Source organism: Paenibacillus sp. FSL R5-0486 (assembly GCF_037975155.1).
Classification (GTDB): domain Bacteria; phylum Bacillota; class Bacilli; order Paenibacillales; family Paenibacillaceae; genus Paenibacillus; species Paenibacillus amylolyticus.
In genome coordinates, this window is record NZ_CP150237.1 from 3,246,516 (window position 1) to 3,265,118 (window position 18,603).

The 18,603-nt window shown below is 45.1% G+C and carries 18 protein-coding genes; 17 read left to right on the forward strand and 1 reads right to left on the reverse strand.

The genetic code is table 11. The features are described 5' to 3' along the window. Positions 1-78: 78 nt before the first annotated feature. The 8 genes from MKY01_RS14550 (at position 79) to MKY01_RS14585 (ending at position 8,459) form a co-directional block, all read left to right on the forward strand. Positions 79-1,485, forward strand: a complete 1,407-nt coding sequence (locus MKY01_RS14550; protein ID WP_036608186.1) for a DEAD/DEAH box helicase — start codon at positions 79-81, stop codon at positions 1,483-1,485. 142 nt (positions 1,486-1,627) lie between these two features. Further along, the gene (locus tag MKY01_RS14555; protein ID WP_339286790.1) at positions 1,628-1,981 is read left to right on the forward strand and encodes an MmcQ/YjbR family DNA-binding protein; all 354 of its coding nucleotides are present in this window, start codon (positions 1,628-1,630) and stop codon (positions 1,979-1,981) included. 105 nt (positions 1,982-2,086) lie between these two features. Beyond that, positions 2,087-2,779: a hypothetical protein gene (locus tag MKY01_RS14560; protein ID WP_315371708.1), complete on the forward strand. Its 693-nt coding sequence runs from the start codon at positions 2,087-2,089 to the stop codon at positions 2,777-2,779. Positions 2,780-2,943: 164 nt separating this feature from the next. Further along, positions 2,944-3,828, forward strand: coding sequence for an alpha/beta hydrolase (locus MKY01_RS14565; RefSeq protein WP_339286791.1), 885 nt, complete (start codon positions 2,944-2,946; stop codon positions 3,826-3,828). Between the two features lie 242 nt (positions 3,829-4,070). Beyond that, the gene (locus tag MKY01_RS14570) at positions 4,071-5,228 is read left to right on the forward strand and encodes a type III polyketide synthase (RefSeq protein WP_127548353.1); all 1,158 of its coding nucleotides are present in this window, start codon (positions 4,071-4,073) and stop codon (positions 5,226-5,228) included. Beyond that, complete coding sequence (locus MKY01_RS14575) at positions 5,215-5,934, forward strand: methyltransferase domain-containing protein (protein ID WP_127548355.1); 720 nt, start codon at positions 5,215-5,217, stop codon at positions 5,932-5,934. The genes MKY01_RS14570 and MKY01_RS14575 overlap by 14 nt, the downstream gene beginning before the upstream one ends. Positions 5,935-5,940: 6 nt before the next feature. Next, positions 5,941-7,089, forward strand: a complete 1,149-nt coding sequence (locus MKY01_RS14580) for an FAD-dependent oxidoreductase (RefSeq protein ID WP_315371617.1) — start codon at positions 5,941-5,943, stop codon at positions 7,087-7,089. A gap of 179 nt (positions 7,090-7,268) precedes the next feature. Further along, positions 7,269-8,459, forward strand: a complete 1,191-nt coding sequence (locus MKY01_RS14585; RefSeq protein ID WP_076317962.1) for a PLP-dependent aminotransferase family protein — start codon at positions 7,269-7,271, stop codon at positions 8,457-8,459. Between the two features lie 68 nt (positions 8,460-8,527). On the opposite strand, the gene MKY01_RS14590 is transcribed toward MKY01_RS14585, so the two are convergent. Beyond that, the gene (locus tag MKY01_RS14590; RefSeq protein WP_315371619.1) at positions 8,528-8,953 is read right to left on the reverse strand and encodes a MaoC family dehydratase; all 426 of its coding nucleotides are present in this window, start codon (positions 8,951-8,953) and stop codon (positions 8,528-8,530) included. A 161-nt stretch (positions 8,954-9,114) separates the two neighbouring features. Here MKY01_RS14590 and MKY01_RS14595 point away from each other — a divergent pair, with 161 nt between their 5' ends. The 9 genes from MKY01_RS14595 to MKY01_RS14635 all read left to right on the forward strand — a co-directional run bounded on the left by MKY01_RS14595 (position 9,115) and on the right by MKY01_RS14635 (position 18,520). Next, the gene (locus MKY01_RS14595; RefSeq protein WP_315371620.1) at positions 9,115-10,113 is read left to right on the forward strand and encodes a LacI family DNA-binding transcriptional regulator; all 999 of its coding nucleotides are present in this window, start codon (positions 9,115-9,117) and stop codon (positions 10,111-10,113) included. A 117-nt stretch (positions 10,114-10,230) separates the two neighbouring features. Then, positions 10,231-11,115, forward strand: coding sequence for an AraC family transcriptional regulator (locus MKY01_RS14600; protein WP_282321508.1), 885 nt, complete (start codon positions 10,231-10,233; stop codon positions 11,113-11,115). Positions 11,116-11,200: 85 nt separating this feature from the next. Further along, a complete protein-coding gene (locus MKY01_RS14605) occupies positions 11,201-12,466 on the forward strand; it encodes an extracellular solute-binding protein (RefSeq protein WP_036608163.1) in 1,266 nt (421 codons plus the stop codon). Between the two features lie 46 nt (positions 12,467-12,512). Beyond that, positions 12,513-13,403 (forward strand): sugar ABC transporter permease, encoded by an 891-nt coding sequence (locus MKY01_RS14610; protein ID WP_036608160.1) that lies wholly within the window; start codon positions 12,513-12,515, stop codon positions 13,401-13,403. A gap of 14 nt (positions 13,404-13,417) precedes the next feature. Further along, the gene (locus MKY01_RS14615) at positions 13,418-14,299 is read left to right on the forward strand and encodes a carbohydrate ABC transporter permease (RefSeq protein WP_081745887.1); all 882 of its coding nucleotides are present in this window, start codon (positions 13,418-13,420) and stop codon (positions 14,297-14,299) included. Positions 14,300-14,499: 200 nt separating this feature from the next. Then, the gene (locus tag MKY01_RS14620; RefSeq protein WP_127548361.1) at positions 14,500-15,909 is read left to right on the forward strand and encodes a spore germination protein; all 1,410 of its coding nucleotides are present in this window, start codon (positions 14,500-14,502) and stop codon (positions 15,907-15,909) included. 40 nt (positions 15,910-15,949) lie between these two features. Beyond that, entirely contained in the window at positions 15,950-17,065 is a 1,116-nt protein-coding gene (locus MKY01_RS14625) for an endospore germination permease (protein WP_339286793.1), read from the forward strand. Positions 17,066-17,083: 18 nt separating this feature from the next. After that, on the forward strand, positions 17,084-18,259 hold the full coding sequence (locus MKY01_RS14630) for a Ger(x)C family spore germination protein (protein WP_164783279.1): 1,176 nt from the start codon (positions 17,084-17,086) through the stop codon (positions 18,257-18,259). A 42-nt stretch (positions 18,260-18,301) separates the two neighbouring features. After that, positions 18,302-18,520 carry a hypothetical protein gene (locus MKY01_RS14635; protein WP_127548367.1) on the forward strand — a complete coding sequence of 73 codons (219 nt, stop codon included), beginning with the start codon at positions 18,302-18,304 and terminating at the stop codon, positions 18,518-18,520. The last annotated feature ends 83 nt before the right edge of the window (positions 18,521-18,603 follow it).

The following is an 18,603-nucleotide window of genomic DNA, read 5'->3' on the forward strand; positions in this document are numbered from 1 at the left end:
TTAATGGTATCCTTATACGTTACGTGTGAAATAAAAGATGCGTCATATTGATAGATGTGCGTAAATGAAGGAGACAACATGACATTTAAGGACTTAAATATTATCCCCTCTATTATGGAAGGGTTAAGCAAAGCAAACTATACTAATCCTACCCCTATACAGGAACAGGCCATACCAGCTGTATTAGCTGGCAGAGATCTGCTGGGATGTGCACAGACAGGAACAGGCAAGACGGCAGCATTTTCAGTGCCGATCATTCAATTATTAAGCGAAAGATCCAAAGGGCAAGGATCGAAGTCCGCACGACATATTCGCTCATTAATTTTGACACCAACACGAGAACTGGCGATTCAGATCGCGGATAACATCAAGGTATATAGCCGGTATACGGACATTCGTTGTACGGCAATCGTTGGCGGCGTTTCGCAAAAAGTGCAAGAGCGTGCGTTGAATCAAGGTGCAGATATTATTATCGCGACACCTGGCAGATTGAACGATCTGATTAACCAGAAACGTATTGATCTGAAGATGGTTGAGATTCTCGTTTTGGATGAAGCAGACCGGATGTTGGACATGGGCTTCATTCATGACGTGAAAAGAATCATTGCCAAAATGCCGAACAAAAAGCAGACGCTGTTCTTCTCAGCTACGATGCCTCCTGAAATCACCAAAATGGTTAAAACCCTGCTGGTTGATCCAGTCAAAGTAGAAATCACACCGGTATCTTCAACGGTAGACCGCATTGAGCAGTCTATTTATTTGTTGGAGAACGGCAAGAAGCAACATATGTTGAACCAAATTTTGGAGGATAAATCCATCGTCACGGCATTGGTGTTCACACGCACGAAGCGCGGCGCTGACCGGGTTACACGTGATTTGGCCAAAGCGAATGTTACGGCACAGGCTATTCATGGCAACAAGTCTCAGAACGAGAGACAACGGGCACTGAACAACTTCAAGAGTGGTGCAACACGTGTATTAGTTGCGACGGATATCGCGGCAAGAGGAATTGACGTAGAGGAACTTTCACATGTCATTAACTTTAACCTGCCTAACATTCCGGAAACGTATGTTCACCGTATTGGACGTACAGGGCGAGCTGGCAAAAGCGGGATGGCCATATCGTTCTGCGAGAAGGATGAACTTCCATTCCTGAAGGATATCGAGAAAGTAATCAAAAAGACGATTCCTGAAGTGAAAGGTCATCCGTATCCAATGACAGGTGTACCTGTGTTTGATAAAACTAGCAAAGCATCAGGCAGTAAACCTTCGTTCAACAAATCGGCTGCAGGCAAACCGGCGAAGTCCAAAGCTAACCCGGCACGCAAGCCCAAATCCGAATGGTTTGCCAAGAGTGGTAAATCAAACAGTAGTCGTTCAAACGACGGTAGACCCAATAGCAGTAGATCAAACAGCAGTAGCAGTAAATCTAACCATGGCTCATTCAGCCGCAGCAGCAAAACTAGGAATGATAGAGCCAATTAAGATCTAAATAAATCCAGATAAAACCTTCTCCATTCATTTGGAGGAGGTTTTATTATGTGCTTTTATGTGTAACGAGCTTATTTACATACGAACTTACATTCGGTATCATTATATCGTCTACTGGTGAAAGGGAGGTACTGACTTGAAGGATACGATGATTGAATACAGTTTGAGCAAGAAAGGTGCGACCAAGGATTATCCATTTGGGCCTGATCCAGTCGCGATTAAGGTTGCGGGTAAGATGTTCGCGCTTATTTTTGAAAACAAAGAAAAGAACTGTCGTTTAAACTTAAAATGTGACCCCATTATTGCAGAGAACCTGAGAGAGCAGCATGAAGCAGTTCAACCGGGATATCATATGAACAAAAAACACTGGAATACCATTACGCTGGATGGTTCATTGTCCGATGAAGATATCTATGTCATGATCGATCACTCGTATGATATGGTTGTCAAATCCCTTCCAAAAAGCGTTCGGGAATCTTTGGCCGAATGAGGAGAACGTATACCACTTTCTCTACACCTCATTCATCATGTTATTGACATTTAAGAGGTAGGTGAAAAGGCTAATGGTCTGCTTCTCTAACAGAATGAATATCCTATGAAAATGAAGACATATTTGAAGTCCATTTGGTTCCATTACCTTGGAAATAAACAAGATCGAACGGCCTTGTTTAATGTGGCTTCCCTTGTTATCAATGCGGTAACAGGGATAGGCAAGTTAATCCTGGGCATATATCTGCTTTCGGGATGGTTCATTACAAATGCAGTATATTATCTGATTCTGTGTGTGGCAAAAGGCCAAGTGCTCCATAAATATACAGTTACCAAGAGGATGGACTCTCCCGAAGAAAGATATAGATTGGAGCTTACGGTATATAAGCGCGGAGGTCTGTTCCTGTGTTTACTAGGCGTGTCCTATTCGATGGTCTGCCTGCGAATGTATCTAATCGACGATGCCTTCATATATGAGGGTAACATCGTGTATATCGTATCTACAGTTGCTTTTACCAAGCTGGTTTTTGCCGTGTATGGTACCTGGGCGAACCGTCATCTCCATAACCCGATCATATCTACATTGAAAATGATTAACTTCACCGATGCGATGGTATCCATCGTGGTGACCCAAGCGACGTTACTTACCATGCAAGGCTCACCTCTTGCATTAAAAACCAGTAGCTTGTTTGGCATGGGGTGCAGCGTTTTATTTTGTTTGATGGGGGTCTGGATGATGTTCCACAAAAAAAAGGAAACAAGCACGGACCCAAACCAATCTCCTGGCACTGAATGTTAACGTTGAAGCATTAAGAGCAGGGGAAGGTAATTTTGGTTGACGTTTCAGCATGTTGATCAATACATATCAAATGAATTGCACATGACGGAATAGACAAGTGTCATCTATACTTAAAGTGACAACGGAAGAAGGCGTATTGGCAATCCACTAAAGGAGTGATATCTATGGATCAACAACAACAATTGGCAATGGTACAACGTATGCGTCAAAATGTCGTCGGTACAGGTGCAGCTCTTCAACCCAGTTCCACGTATGCGGTCACAGTAAAAGAAGTCATGATTCCTACAACTAAAGGGGATACACGTGTACTTGTGTATACACCGGATAGGGAGCATTCCGCGCCTCTGCCGGTCTTCTTTAATATGCATGGGGGTGGTTTCATCTTGGGACAAGCAGAGATGGATGATCCATGGTGTCGCTTGATTGCTGATCGATCTGATTGTGTGGTCGTTAATATCGATTACAGTCTTGCACCAGAGCACAAGTTCCCAACGGCGGTTCATGAATGTTACGACGTTGTACAGTGGGTCCAGGCCAACCCGCAATCCTTCTCGGTTAACCCGTCTCTATTCGCTATTGGGGGACATAGCGCTGGTGGTAATCTTGCTGCAGCAGTGTGTTTACTGAATCAGCAACGAGGTAGCGAGCTGCCAATTGTTCTACAAATTATGGATTATGCCGTATTGGATGTGGCTACAGATCCGGCCGAGAAACCGAGTTTTGCAGAAGCCATTCCAGCCGATATCGCCAGAACGTTCAATGCTATGTACCTTGAAACATCAGAAGAGGCGCAAGACCCGTTGGCTTCACCTGTGCTTGCAACATCAGTAGAGGGACTTCCAGAAGCATTGATCATTACCGCGGAGAAAGATTCACTGGCCCAAGAAGCAAGAACATATGCAGCAAGGCTGGAAGCAAGCGGTGTGAAGGTGACACTTAAGGAGTATAAGGGAGCCGCTCATGGATTTACGCATTTTGGCGATCTCCAGATGGCTGAGGATGCCTGGTACCTGGTGAGTGACAAGATCAGAGAAGCATTTTCCAAATAAACAGAACAAATAAACAGAATCAGAATGACGCTTAGAAGGAATATAGTTAACTTGGAGTCGCCTAATGGCGGCTTTTTTCGTTCATTGGTGTGATTGCTTCAATGGCTTGGCGAAACCAAGCTTCTGAGCTTGCGGATGTGTTAATAAACTAGATTAGGAGCCTTATTGAGATTATAACGATATCGTTAAGGGTAAGAGTTGTTAAATTAGAGGAAATAATGACCAATACCAGGAGGTTTATTATGAACCAATATAACAGTCCATCCGATATCGCGATTCTTGGCATGGGAACGGCTCTACCTGCTCACCCCGTAGCACAGTCAGATATTGCAGAACTAATCGCTTCTTCTCTTCAGGATCGGCCAGATTTGGCCCGTTTTGCCAGACGAATATTCAAGTCCTGTGGTGTTGAAACACGATATACCGTGGAACCGAGCTATCTGGGTTCACTCGAAGAATGCCGTTATCTGCCCTCTGGTGAGCGATCAGACATCCCGACAACCGAAGAACGAATGAATACATACAAGCGAGAGGCGCTTCCGCTCGGGGTTGAGGCTGCAGAGAAAGCCCTGGAGGATTCAGGCGTATCTCCAAAGAGCATCACACATATCATCACGGTCAGCTGCACAGGTCAATATCTGCCGGGTCTTGATGTTATGCTCATCCGTCATTTGGGTTTGTCTGCCCGAGTTAATCGACTGCCGCTAATCTTTCAGGGTTGTGCCGCAGGGCTGAAAGCCGTTCAGATGGCACGAGATGTGGTGCAGGGAGCTCCCGGATCACAGGTCCTTGTGGTCTGTGTAGAGTTGTGCACCATTCATTTTCAGCCCGTACAAGATCGGGAAGCGCTGTTTGCAGCTTCATTCTTCGGAGACGCTGCTTCTTCTTGTGTAGTGGGCACACCAGAATCTCAGCACAAGAATGTTTTGAGTCTGGGAACGGGTTATTCTGTGCTTCTTCCGGATTCGACTGAAGATATGACCTGGGAGGTGGGGAATCTGGGGTATGACCTGTATCTATCCCCTCGTATTCCGAAGCTGTTAGGTGTTCATCTGGAAGAGGAACTGCGTCTCTTATTGCAAAGTGAACAGCTTCCTGAACTATGGGCCATTCATCCGGGAGGACGCGGGATTGTGGACTCTGTGCAGAATGTAATGAAGTTGCGAGACGAGCAAACGAAGTATAGCAGGGATGTCCTCAGAACGTATGGTAACTTATCTTCCAATACCATTCTGTTTGTACTGAACGCGATGCGTGAGGACATGAAGGCACAGGGTCAATCCTCCACAGATGGTGTAGCCATGGCATTTGGACCGGGACTCACCGCAGAGTTGATGAAATTCACTTATGTCCCCTCATTATCTTCAGTGATGGAGGAGCACGATCATGTCCTTTTTTAGAACATTGTCCATTCGAGCCAAGGAAGATGAACTGATGGATGACTTCTCTCTGGGAGGGGAGGAGCTGCGTGAAGCGCTTAGACATCTGAGACGTCTTAACAAAATATTTGCAGCACCTGGCCCAACTCTGGCTGGTGTAGAGAAGTTGTGGAACTCAGTCGGTAAGCCGAATAAGCTGACCTTGCTGGATGTGGGGGCAGGTTCAGGAGATGTGAACCAGAAACTACTGCAATGGGCAGATCGTCAGGGTGTTCAGCTGGAAATTACGTTGGTTGATCTGACGGAAGAAGCGTGTGATGAAGCGAGACAACTATTCCGTGACGAATCCCGAGTCCGGGTACAACGTGCCGATCTTACACAACTGCCGGATGCTTCAGCAGATATTGTGACAGGTTCCCAGTTTGTACATCATTTTGACGGAGATCAGCTGGTCGATATGGTTTCTCATATGCTAAGAGCATCCAGATACGGTGTCGTTATTAATGATATTCACCGCCACCCCGTATCCTATAAGGCGGTCTGGATTACTACACGGATGATCTCGCGCAATCGTTATATTCGTCATGATGGGCCTCTTTCCGTAGCCAAAGGTTTTACAGGGAGGGATTGGAAGGAACTTAAACAACGTCTCAATCATGATACGATGACCTATGAATGGAAGCCCTTATTCCGTTATTCTGTTGTAATTCCCACGAAAGGCAGGTGATCTTACGTGTCGAAATCGATAGATGTGATTGTCATCGGAGCCGGAATTGCCGGCAGTACATGTGCAATGCAACTGGCAGGGAAAGGACATCGGACCCTTCTGCTGGATCGCCAGGAGTTCCCGCGGCACAAAACCTGCGGTGAGTTCATGTCACCCGAAACCAAGGAGATGTTAGAAGTTCTGGACATTCACCTACTGGACCAGTCGAAGAAACCTAGCACGATGGATCATGCCAAAATCGTTATGCCACAAGGCGGAGTGATCGAAGCACCGCTGCCGGGATTCGCATATGGCATAAGTCGATATGAGCTGGACCAGATTTTGCATCAGAAGGCTCTGGAGGCCGGAGCCCAGATTGTGACCAAAGCGACCTTAACGAGCATCGAGCAGCTTGAGGATGCCAGTTATGAGGTTCAGGTGAAACAGGGAGATGAGCGGATCAGCTACAGAGCCAAAGCCGTTATCGGGGCACATGGGACCAAAAAGCCGCGCGGGATGGCTTCCGCACCTGATCTGCGGGACCAAACCGTATACGTTGGCGTTAAGTCCCACTTCAGCGGGATAGAGATTCCCGCACGGGTAGAGTTATATTTTTGCGAGGGTGGTTACGTGGGCATTTCTCCGATTGAGGATGGTATTGTGAATGTCGCCGCATTGTTGACACTGGATACCGTCCAGGGAAGTGGCAAGTCTGTAAACGATATTTTACAGGCGGCATCCCTGACAAACGTGAGCTTGGCAGCCCGTTTAGCCGAGGGAAAACCTGTAGATGGAACGCAAGTGTCGATTGCGCCCTTGCATCTGTCCAACGTTCCTGAGCCGTGGTCCCAATATCCGCATATTGGGGATGCCATGCTGATGATACCACCCTTATGTGGAGACGGAATGTCCATTGCTCTTCGCTCCTCACTCCTGTGTGCAAGGTGGACTGACAAGTACCTGCAAGGTGACATTGAACATGCCGATTGGCAGAGTAATTACACGCTGGAAGCAAGCCGGGAATTCACTCAATTGCTCAGACGCGCAAGAAGAATTCAAAAGCTGGCTTTTGCCAAAACCAATAAATTCTATCCTGGTCTGGCTCGGATGATCCCCGGTCTAGCCGCTTATGTTGTGAAGGCCACACGGCTATCCGAGATGAACGCAGCGCGCTAACAGGCTGAATGTTTGCTCAATACTTATGCGAAAGAGGTTGCTGACGGCGGCCTCTTTTTTGGCGTACAAGCATTAATTTTGTGGAGACAGTTTGGAAATTCGGGAAATGCTCGTATAATAGAATCTAATGTAATGATAGAGAGTTAATTCAGATGAAATGTCGGGAGGCACTATTTAAGATGAACTATTCATTTTCCAATCGTATCGCAGCACTGCAACCATCCATTATTCGTGAGATTCTGAAGGCTTCTTCGGGGCAAAATGTGATTCCATTCTCCGCGGGAAATCCTGCTCCGGAAACCTTTCCTATTGAGGCGATTCGCACATTCACTCAATCCATTCTGGAGCATGACCCCGTCACAGCTCTGCAATATGGGATTACGGAAGGATATGTTCCCCTCAGGGAAGCATTGACTCAACATTTGAAGACAGGTTTTGATACAGGTAAACCATCCGATCAATTGTTCATTGTATCTGGAGCGCAGCAGGGGATTGAACTGGCCTGTAAAGTATTCTGTAATGAAGGGGACACGATCATCTGTGAGAGCCCGAGCTTTATTGGTTCCCTGAACTCCTTCCGGGCATCTGGTGCAAAGCTTGCAGGTGTTCCGATGGAGATGGACGGTATGGATATCGAGAAGCTGGAACAGGCGCTGCAAACGGAGCCTAATGTGAAAATGATCTACGTGATCCCAAGTTTCCAGAATCCTACCGGTGTAACAACGAGTCTTGCAAAACGTAAGGCCATATACGAGCTGGCTAAGAAGTATGGCGTTATGATTTTGGAAGATAACCCGTACGGAGAACTTCGATTCAATGGAGACGATGTGCCAACCATCAAGTCTATGGATGATGAGGGTCTGGTCATCTATGTTGGATCATTCTCCAAAATTTTGTCGGCAGGACTGCGCGTTGGTTTTGTACAAGCGCCCCATGAAGTCGTGGAGAAGATGGTTGTTGCCAAACAGGGAGAAGACGTACATACGGCCATGCTTCCACAGATTCTGGCATATAAGTTCATGACAGAGTATGATTACGCGGGGCACATTAACAGCATTCGTGAGGTCTATCGGAGAAAAGCAACATTGATGATGGACAAGCTGCAAGAGCATATGGGTGAGTCCATTACCTATACCCAACCGGATGGTGGACTGTTCCTCTGGTGTGATCTGCCAGCACATGTGCCAATGCTTGATTATGCCAAGACAGCGGCAGCACAAGGGGTTGCGGTTGTACCGGGAAATGCATTCCTGGTGAACGAGCAAGACCCTTGTAATGCCATCAGACTTAATTTCTCAACCCCTTCAGACGAACAGATTGTCAAGGGTGTAGAGATTTTGGGGCAGGTATTGAAAGGATATAACGCTTAAAAATGCTTCAATGTGATATATCTACGAAAAGCCGCCAATTGGCGGCTTTTTTGAGCTTTTTCTCAGCCTTAATTATCGATTAAAGCACTTAATTCTGCCTGAAATACCTTTTGATTCTTCTGATTGAAAGTACTCAGCAGCACGGTAACAATCCCATTTCCTTTTCGTCTGGGAGTCAGCCCAATGACTTCTGCAATGACATGAAGTTCATCATCCGGAAAGACCGGTTTCAGGAATTGAATGTTATTCATTCCAGTGCCCGCCACGACATGCTCTCCATAGACCCCAACCTCAATCCATAATTTAAAGGAGATATTCATCGTTTGCATGCCAGAAGCAATTAAACTGCCGAATCGGCCTTGTTTGGCCTTTTCCTCATCCAAATGCATGTACTGTGGATCATAGATTGTGGCAAACTCAATAATATCACTCTTGGATAATGCCAAAGATGTGGTTTCGTAACGCTGACCTATTACATATTCATTAAATCTCATGAAGGCACCTCGGTTTCTTTAATATGTTTTATCGTAGTTGATGTTTTGCTAAGAGACATGACTGGACTGACGTGTTAAAATGCTAGTGAACTATCCCGTGTGTATTGCTGTGTTACTGCCATAATGAACTAAACAGATGAAACTGTTTTTGAGGAGTATATATGATGACAACGATTAAAGATGTAGCCAAGATGGCTGGTGTAGCCAGTTCGACCGTATCTTGCGTACTCAACGATAAAGGGAATGTAAGTGAGCCGACAAGACTTCGAGTGCTTGAGGCAGCGAGTCAACTCAATTATGTTAGGCATGGTCCTGCATCGGAATTAAAACGAAATAGTACACAAACCATTGGTATTATTGTCCATGACATGTCCAGCCCGTATTTCTCGGATTTGGTGAACGGAATAGAAACCGTCGTTATGAGTCATGGATACGATATGATCGTATGTAGTTCGTTGGGTGGAGAGAAGTCGACAGCCCATCGTTACATTCGTGAACGAAGAATTGACGGAGCTATTGTTATTGCTCAGAATATTCAAGATCAGTTGCTGATTGAAGCATCTGAAGCAGGGTTTCCGATTGTTGTCATGGATCGGGATCTGGATGCTCAACATATTGTAAAGGTTTTGATGAGTGATACGCAAGGTGGTTACTTGGCTACCCGTTATCTGATCGATAAAGGGCATCGGACTATAGCTTATATTAGTGGCCCATCACAATCGGAATGTAATCTCCATCGTTATCAAGGTTATTTGAAAGCCTTGAAGGAGGCAGGCATTGAAGAGAACCCCGAATGGAAAATTGGCGGACAATACATGAAGCAAGATGGGTACGATGCAGCCAAGAAACTGCTTGAAGGAGAGTTGCCATCCGCTGTATTTTTTGCAAATGATGAGATGGCGATCGGCGGCTTGGAAGCCTTCAGGGAGCATGATATCTCAATACCTGAGCAGTTATCCGTAATTGGCTTTGACAATATACCTGCATCTCAGTACATGAATCCACCTCTAACCACATTTCGTCAGCCGAAGAGGGATGCAGGCCAGCTTGCAGGTCATGTTCTCTTCCAACTGCTGAATGGAGAGAGCGTAGAGACGTTATATACACTGGACATCCAATGCGTGGAACGTGATTCTGTTCGGCTCCTCAACCTGAGTTGAGGAGTTTTTTTGCATTCTATAGAATTTTAAATTCTTAAAAAGAAAGGAGAGTAGCCATTAATGCATAATATAAAGATGAGGAGTATTTTGCATTGGAAATAAATGGAGGTTGATACGATGGGCGTACCCACTTTTTTGGAGACAGGCCATATGCAAGAAGGTTTTCCCATTCGGGTAATTCATACAGGAAATCAGTTCAATTATGCTGCACACTGGCATGATGAGGTTGAACTGGTTCTCGTCAATGGTAAGAGCGCCAGAATTGGCGTGAACGACCACGTGTGTGAGTTAGAAAAGGGGGATGTGTTACTGATCAAACCAGGGGATGTGCACTGCTTTTTGCCGGGGACCGAACATTTGACCATTATTTTGTTCCGACTCGAATTATTAACCGGGAGTTTCACGACCGAAGCCGAAATTCAGGATCTCGGACAACTTTTCAACAAAACAACAGTTATTCCCTCGAATACGGGAAGTCAGAGCAATCTGACTCTATATATAGATGACATCATTACCGAGAAGAAAAATCAGAAGCCGGGATACCGATGGTTAATGGTATCTAGGTTGTATGATCTCATCATACTTTTATTACGTACCAAAGTACCGGTTACCACCGATGAATCTTCATCTTCAGGATGGGCATGTACTTCTTCCAAAAAATTTGAATTCCTTGAATCGGTCTGTGAATACCTGGAGGAGCACTATGCTGAGCCCATTAAGCTGGAACAGGTGGCAGAACATATTAAATTCAGCAAGTTCCATGTCTGCAAGCTGTTTAAAGAGATCAAGGGAGTAACACTGATGGAATACTTGAATCATTTTCGAATTATCAAGTCCGAGTGGGCTTTATTGTTCCGTCAGGATACGATTCTGGAGATTGCGATCGGACATGGATTTAACAATGTTAACTCCTATAATCGTCTTTTTAAAAAATATAATGACTGTACACCCTCCGAATTTCGTAAGAAACATCGTACGAATATCACAAAATATGGAGGGTAATGCACAATATTTGTGGAGAAAGCCCTCTCCAAAATCAATATACTCTAATAAATTGTAAGCGTTTCCTTTTTGAAGGAGGGGGCCTATGAAGAAGTGGTTTAAGCCAACTATTGTATTTGTATGTGCAGCGATGTTGTTAGCTGGTTGTCAGTTCAGTCCATCGAGTCAAACCAAGCAACAGGAGATTACTGTGTGGAGTTTTACGGATGAAGCAGGGTACGCTATCGAGAAATTCGAACAGAAATATCCTGACATCAAAGTGAACTTTGTCAACATCCCTGGTAATTTCTATATCACCAAGCTGAAATCTGCGCTACAGACAACCTCGAAGGCTCCAGATGTATTTATGATTGAAAATGCGAATATTCGAGAGCTGATTGACGTTCCATATCTGGAGAATTTATCAGCTTCGCCGTATAACGCCAATGAACTTATCCAGGAACAATATGCTTTTGTTCAGGCCAATGAACAGGACAGTGAGGGAAATGTCAGAGCGATAGGTTATCAGGGAACACCAGGGGGCATCTACTATCGTCGGGATCTGGCGAAGAAATATCTGGGCACCGATGATCCTGAGAAGGTGGGTTCACAGATCGATACATGGGAGAAGATCTTCGAGATTGGAGAGAAGGTACAGCAACTTAGCGGGAATAAAGTACATGCATTGGCGAATTGGAATGCTATATCGAATTCATATGATGGTATACCTTGGGTGAAGGACGGCAAACTTGTCATCGATCCAACGTACTTGGAAGTGCTTGATCTTGTACGTGAAGCACGTGAGCGGAATGTACTTGCCGAGTATGAAGATGGAAGTGCCGGTTACGCTGCATCCATGCAAAAAGGAGAGGTCATGTTTTATCCCGGGGCAACCTGGGGTTTGCAATATACGTTCAAGGCAAACGCTCCGGATACCGAAGGCATGTGGGGCTTAGCCCAGGGACCGTCAGCCTTTAGTTCAGGTGGAACCTACATCGCGATGTACAGTAAAAGTGAGAAAAAGGATTTGGCCTGGAAGTTTATTGAGTTCTATAATTTTGACCACGATTTTCTATCCGAGTTAGCGAAAGAACAGGATTATTTCACCAGCAACATGGTTGTGAATGATGAACTTGCCCCGTCTCTCTCATCATCTTATTTGGGAGGACAAAAGCATTTCGAGTTTTTCTCGGAGGCTGCAAAACGGGTACCTGTATACGAACGCACCAAATATGATGCCACGATTAACAATGATATCTACAAGATTGTACTCCAGTTATATCTCAACAAGGACATTCAGACCAAGGAAGAAGTCGTAAAGCGAATCAAACGTGATGTCACCTTGAGATTTCCGGAGCTGGAAGTGGATTAGTAAGCGAATGAATATACACATCCGATGATAACTGGGGGGATAGAACATGTTTGCCAAAACGATTCGCAAGGACCATTACGGCTACTATTTCATTGCTCCGTTTTTTATTATTTTCACCACTTTTGGGCTGTATCCCATTTTATATTCCCTCTACATCAGTTTCACCAACTTTGATGGGATCACGACACCTGACTTTGTAGGGATCGGTAACTACGTTGCCGTATTACAAGATCCGTTGTTCTACAAAACCTTGTTTAATACGTTATTCATCTGGGGCGTATCTGTAGTTCCACAGCTCACAATCTCACTTGTGTTGGCTTTTATCTTGAATGATAAGCTGCTCAAAGGACGGGACTTTTTCAGAGCCGTATACTTTTTTCCCAACATCGTTACGGCGGCATCACTTGGATTGCTTGTGAGCTTGATTTTTGACTGGCAGTCTGGCGGACTGAATCATTTTTTGGTGCAGACCGGTATAATACAAGATCCAATTAACTGGAAAAATGATCCCTGGTTTATGCGTCTGATTGTATCATCCATTTTGTTTTTTCAATACTTCGGCTATTCCATGGTCATCTACCTTGCAGGTCTTCAGGGCATTGATCCTTCATTGCTGGAAGCTGCACAGATGGATGGCGCGAAAAAGAAACATATTTTCATTCATATTATCGTGCCGATGCTCCGTCCAATTATTCTGTTTCAGATGATTACATCTATTATTGGGGGCATCCAGATTTTCGATCAGCCATTTACACTAACCAACGGCAATGGCGGTCCTGACCGAGCAGCCATGACGAGCATTATGTATCTCTATAATGTAGCATTTCAGAGCACACGATTTGGTTACGGCGCTGCCATCGCATTTTGCCTGTTTATTATCATCATATTGTTGTCCGTTGCATCCTTCATCATGACCAAGCGGAAGAGCCGTTCATAGGGAGGGGAGTTCTTATGCAAACTGCAAAATCAGTTGAACAACCAAATGCGGCGATTCAGCAATATGCCAATACAAGGGGCCTGACGGCAGGTAAAATCATCATCTATCTGTTGCTGACAGGTCTTGCCGTGCTCTGCATTATTCCATTTTATCTGATGCTTATCTATTCCACACATAACAATGCAACGATTGCTTCAACGTTCACATTTCTTCCCGGATCATTCTTGATTGATAACTATCTGAACATGGTATCCAAAATCAACATATGGCGTGGGTTTGCCAACAGCATATTTATTGCCGGAACATCGACCGTATTATCTCTGTATATTGGGGCCTTAACTGCGTATGGATTTGCCAAATTTAAATTCAAAGGACGAAACGGATTGTTCCTGTTTTTGTTAGCAACCATGATGGTACCGGGTCAACTGGCTTTGATTGGCGTATATCGACTATTCAGCATGATGGGACTTCTGGATAGTTATGCCGCAATTATTTTGCCTGCTGCAGCTAACGCGTTTAATGTATTTTTTATCAAACAGTTCATGGAGAGCAGTATCCCGGATGAAATTATTGAATCTGCGCGGGTGGACAGTGCCGGTGAGTTCCGGACGTTCAATCAGATTGTACTGCCTATTCTGGGGCCGGCAATCGCCGCCCTTGGCATATTCACGTTTATCGGATCATGGAATAATTTCCTAACACCGCTGGTGCTATTTTTCTCCCTGGATAAATATCCACTTCCGGTATTGGTTGCGCTAGTGCAGGGGTACTATGGGATGGATTATGGACTCTTGTATTTGGGTGTAGCGATCTCAATCCTGCCTATTATCATTGTATTCTCTATATTTTCCAAACAGATTATTGGGAGTGTTGCTTTGGGTGCTGTGAAAGGATAGCGATCAATAGAAAATAGGGAATTTCAAAGAGCAAGATCAACGAATTCATAGGAATGCAATAGCGTTCTATATCATCAGAGTCGCTCATGAGGGCGGCTTTTTTGGCATTCTATATTTTGCGTATATATCCTATCTGATATGTAAAGGATACCTTTAACTGAGAATATCTGGACGGAGCGTTTACGGAAAGGGGAGGCGTCATGGACACATCAGCAATAACACAACAGGACCTGCCATTAACCGGACAACTTGTTATTGATCAAGAAATGTTACGCTCCGTTTTTGCGGGTTGCTCGGACGTTGTATTTCATACATTCCAAACGGCGTGTCTTACTTCAGCGTTATGCGTATATTGTGTTGGTGTATGCGATACGGAGCGGCTGGAGAGACAGGTACTAACGCCCCTTCAGGAAATGGGGATCAAAGCTGCGCATGTTCCGCTAGCTTCTGTTAAGCAAGTTGAAACGACTACTCAGGCAGTACAGGCCATATTTGAAGGAGAAGCTCTGTTACTACTGGATGGTTCAATAGGCGGAACAACATACCCACTATACCAAGCTGCAAATCGTTCAACGGAGGAACCGTTAGCTGAATCGACCGTGCGTGGTGCAAGGGATGGGTTCACAGAGTCGTTGACCATGAATATGTCTTTACTGCGCAAACGTCTCAAGACACCTGCATTGAAGATTCATACACGTAACATGGGAGAACGTACAAACACCAGTATTTCACTTGTATACATGGAGGGGATTATTGACCCCAAACTTGTTAAGGAAGTGCAGACACGACTTGCCGATTTAAAGCTCCAAGACGTACTGGAGAGTCAATACATTGAAGAAGGGATTATCGATGAGCGATATTCACCATTTCCACAGATGATTGCGACGGAGCGCCCGGATGTCGTTGTTTCCAACTTGCTGGAAGGTCGGTTTGCTATTCTCGTTGACGGAACGCCGTTTACCCTTATCGCGCCAGTAACCATTTTTTCCATGTTACAATCCCCTGAAGATTATTATCAAAATGTGTTCATGAGTGTTTTTGTACGCTGGCTGCGATACATTTTTTTTGTTTTATCCATGCTGCTTCCATCGGCTTATGTAGCGATTACGACGTTTCATCAGGAGATGATTCCTACCGTATTACTTCTCAGTATTGCTCGGGCGAGAGAAGAGATCCCTTTTCCTGCCCTGGTGGAAGCACTTATTATGGAAATTGCCTTTGAAGCATTGCGTGAGGCTGGCGTCCGATTGCCCAAGCAGGTCGGATCAGCGGTCAGTATTGTGGGGGCCTTAATTATTGGGCAAGCGGCGACGAGTGCCGGAATTGTCTCAGCCCCCATGATTATCATTGTAGCGATTACCGGTATCGCTTCTTTCATGATCCCTCGCTATGCTGCCAGCATCGCGACTCGTCTACTACGGTTTCCCATGATGTTTCTGGCGGGAACGCTGGGACTCACGGGTGTCATGTTAGGAGTCATCTTGGTTGTCATTCATCTAAGCAGTCTTCGTTCATTTGGAACACCTTATCTCTCACCGGTAGCACCTACGATGGCTAAGGAACTTAAGGATGTATGGTGGCGTCCATCCCCAAGGAACAAACCACACTAGAACAATCTACATTCGAGCAAACAAGGGAGCGGGATTACATATGTTGACTGACAAAGGGAAAATATCGGTGACTCAATTGGCATTTATGGTCTTTCCCGCCATTCTCGCGACGGCTATCTTATCTGTGCCTGGAATTACAATGCACTATGCAGGACATGACATGTGGATGACCCCGATTATAGGTTCTATCGTTGGACTGGCTGCTATTGGTATTTCCGTTGGACTTGATCGTCTGTACCCTGGAAAAACACTCATTCAATCCAGCGTATTGATTATTGGTCGGATTCCAGGCAAGTTATTCGGTCTGATATATATCGCTTTTTTGCCCCACCTGACGGGCTTGATTATTCGGGAATACGGTGAATTCATTGTCAATAATGCACTTCCGCGTACACCTTTGTTTGTTGTGATGGGGACGATGGTTGTTGTATGTGCGATTAATGTCAGACTTGGGATTGAAGTTGTCGGACGAACCGCTCAGGTGTTTGTTACCCTGCTGATCGTTCTGCTGGCTTTGATCTTTATATTGTTGATTGGTGAACTGAATCCTGCCGAGCTGTTTCCTTTTATGGAGAAGGGTCCAATTCCCATTATTACGGGGGCTGCTGCACCTGCTGCATGGTTTAGTGAATATATCGTGTTGGCTTTTCTGCTACCTTATGTGAATGAAAAAAAAAGAATAACCCGGGTCATGCTGGGTTCCCTTGTATTTACAACAACTGCGATGACAGTTACCAATCTGTTTTGCCTGTTTTTAATTGGTGATTTGACGGATACATTTGTATTTCCGGTCATGATCGCAGCAAGATACATAACCATTGCGGACTTTCTGCAACATATCGAATCCCTTATTATTGCCATCTGGATTTTCGGTATTTTCGTTAAAATTTCCGTTTTTTTATATATCTTTGCTACATCAACCGCGGAATGGTTTGGTTTGCGGGACTACAAACCTGTGGTTGCGCCACTTTCGTTCCTGTGCATGGTATTTGCTTACTGGGTTGTGTCCGGTGGATCCGGTATTTCCAGTTTGGTTAGCGCTTCAGCCAACTTGTATACGATCAGCATTTTATTAATCCTTCCGGCTATGATCTACGGTGTCGCATGGCTGAAGAAAGGGTGGGCACATTTTCGGAAGAATCGAGCGAACACCTGATTGATGGGGGAGGAGCACTTGCGAATATATAGAGTACTACTAATGCCAATATTGTGTTGTGTGCTTTTAAGTGGATGCTGGGATCGTATCGAGATAAACGATTTGGCTATCGTGCTGGCTACAGGGATAGATTATGAAGATGGCAAAGTACAATTGACTTCACAGATTTTCATTCCGCGGAAGGCGAGTGCAGGAGATAGCAGTGGGAGTGGAGGCAGTCCAAGCGGGGTAACAATGATTCGAACAGCGGAAGGACGTACAATTGCCGAGGCATTGAATCGGTTACAACGTAAAGTTCCCCGGAATATGTTCTGGGGCCACTGCGAAGTCATAATCATCAGTGAGCAAGCCGGCAAACGCGGTATCCGCGAGTATATCGATTTTTTCCTGCGTTACCCTCAGTTCAGGGAGCATGCATATGTCTTTTCCAGCGAAAAGGCTGCGAAAGATATCCTTGCGTTACTTGATCCACTGGAGCGAAGTTCTGCTGAATCGCTACGTGAGATGGCCAATCTGAAGTTAGGTACACGTGTTACTGCGCTTGAACTGGCTAAATCTATTGAAGGTCCGAGCAGTTCAGCCATTTTGTCTCGCATGTTAATCTTACCCCCGGAGCCCGATCAGGATAAACTGACGACTACGCCATATGTGAAAGGTCTGAGTATGTATAAGAAGGATCGTTATGTCAAGACGGTCAAAGAACCACTAAGCGTAGGTGTATTACTACTTGCAAAAGAACTGAACAGCATTATCATGCCCGTTGAGTTTGAGCCGTTAAAGGGTTCTTTTTCGATAAGACTCATTGAAAATAAAACCTCCTTGAAGCCGCGAATTGTAAACAAACAGTGGAGTATGAAGGTCGACATCCAAACCAGGGGAGAAGTGGTGTTAAATACGACGGATGCAAATCTGACGGATCCCGCTGTATTAACTAAACTGGAAAAGGAATGGTCGGCTAAACTCACATCTTTGGCTCATGATGCTTTAGACATGTCCCAGAAAGAGCTGCGCTCCGATTTCTTCAAATTCGCAGTTGAATTCCGCAGATATTACCCGCATCAATGGAAAGCGCAGGAGAAGAACTGGGAAACCATCTATCCTGATATGGACGTGGAAGTCAACGTAGATGCACATGTAGTACGTACCGGAAAATCAACAGGACCACAGGGGATACCTAATGAGGACGAAAGTTGAACAGAATCGGCTCCTGTACAAGCCTGGAAGAGAGGTGATTGCATGAAACTAGGCTCAATCCTTGGAATATTGATGCTGGCGACTGCGATAGTGTATGGAGAGTGGAAGAGCAGCAAAGAGAAGCGAGCCAGAATAGTGAGCGCGGGAATTACCGCTGTGGCGGCAGTGCTTGGGATCATTCTTCTCTTTCAGCCCCGTTTGCCTGGTCCTACCCAGTTTGTGAAGCTTATATTTGGAAGTGTGGATAAATTTATAAAGTAAGATGATGGGAAAAAGAAGGACCAAGTCTCTGCGTACCAGAGGCGAGGTCCTTCTTTTAGTTAAGTGAGTAGTGAGTTGCATCC

Coding starts and splice junctions, on each gene's coding strand:
- MKY01_RS14550 (WP_036608186.1), top strand. CDS start 79: ATGACATTTAAGGACTTAAATATTATCCCCTCTATTATGGAAGGGTTA.
- MKY01_RS14600 (WP_282321508.1), top strand. CDS start 10,231: ATGGGCGTACCCACTTTTTTGGAGACAGGCCATATGCAAGAAGGTTTT.
- MKY01_RS14595 (WP_315371620.1), top strand. CDS start 9,115: ATGATGACAACGATTAAAGATGTAGCCAAGATGGCTGGTGTAGCCAGT.
- MKY01_RS14615 (WP_081745887.1), top strand. CDS start 13,418: ATGCAAACTGCAAAATCAGTTGAACAACCAAATGCGGCGATTCAGCAA.
- MKY01_RS14575 (WP_127548355.1), top strand. CDS start 5,215: ATGTCCTTTTTTAGAACATTGTCCATTCGAGCCAAGGAAGATGAACTG.
- MKY01_RS14625 (WP_339286793.1), top strand. CDS start 15,950: ATGTTGACTGACAAAGGGAAAATATCGGTGACTCAATTGGCATTTATG.
- MKY01_RS14590 (WP_315371619.1), bottom strand. CDS start 8,953: ATGAGATTTAATGAATATGTAATAGGTCAGCGTTACGAAACCACATCT.
- MKY01_RS14610 (WP_036608160.1), top strand. CDS start 12,513: ATGTTTGCCAAAACGATTCGCAAGGACCATTACGGCTACTATTTCATT.
- MKY01_RS14620 (WP_127548361.1), top strand. CDS start 14,500: ATGGACACATCAGCAATAACACAACAGGACCTGCCATTAACCGGACAA.
- MKY01_RS14635 (WP_127548367.1), top strand. CDS start 18,302: ATGAAACTAGGCTCAATCCTTGGAATATTGATGCTGGCGACTGCGATA.
- MKY01_RS14565 (WP_339286791.1), top strand. CDS start 2,944: ATGGATCAACAACAACAATTGGCAATGGTACAACGTATGCGTCAAAAT.
- MKY01_RS14570 (WP_127548353.1), top strand. CDS start 4,071: ATGAACCAATATAACAGTCCATCCGATATCGCGATTCTTGGCATGGGA.
- MKY01_RS14605 (WP_036608163.1), top strand. CDS start 11,201: ATGAAGAAGTGGTTTAAGCCAACTATTGTATTTGTATGTGCAGCGATG.
- MKY01_RS14585 (WP_076317962.1), top strand. CDS start 7,269: ATGAACTATTCATTTTCCAATCGTATCGCAGCACTGCAACCATCCATT.
- MKY01_RS14560 (WP_315371708.1), top strand. CDS start 2,087: ATGAAAATGAAGACATATTTGAAGTCCATTTGGTTCCATTACCTTGGA.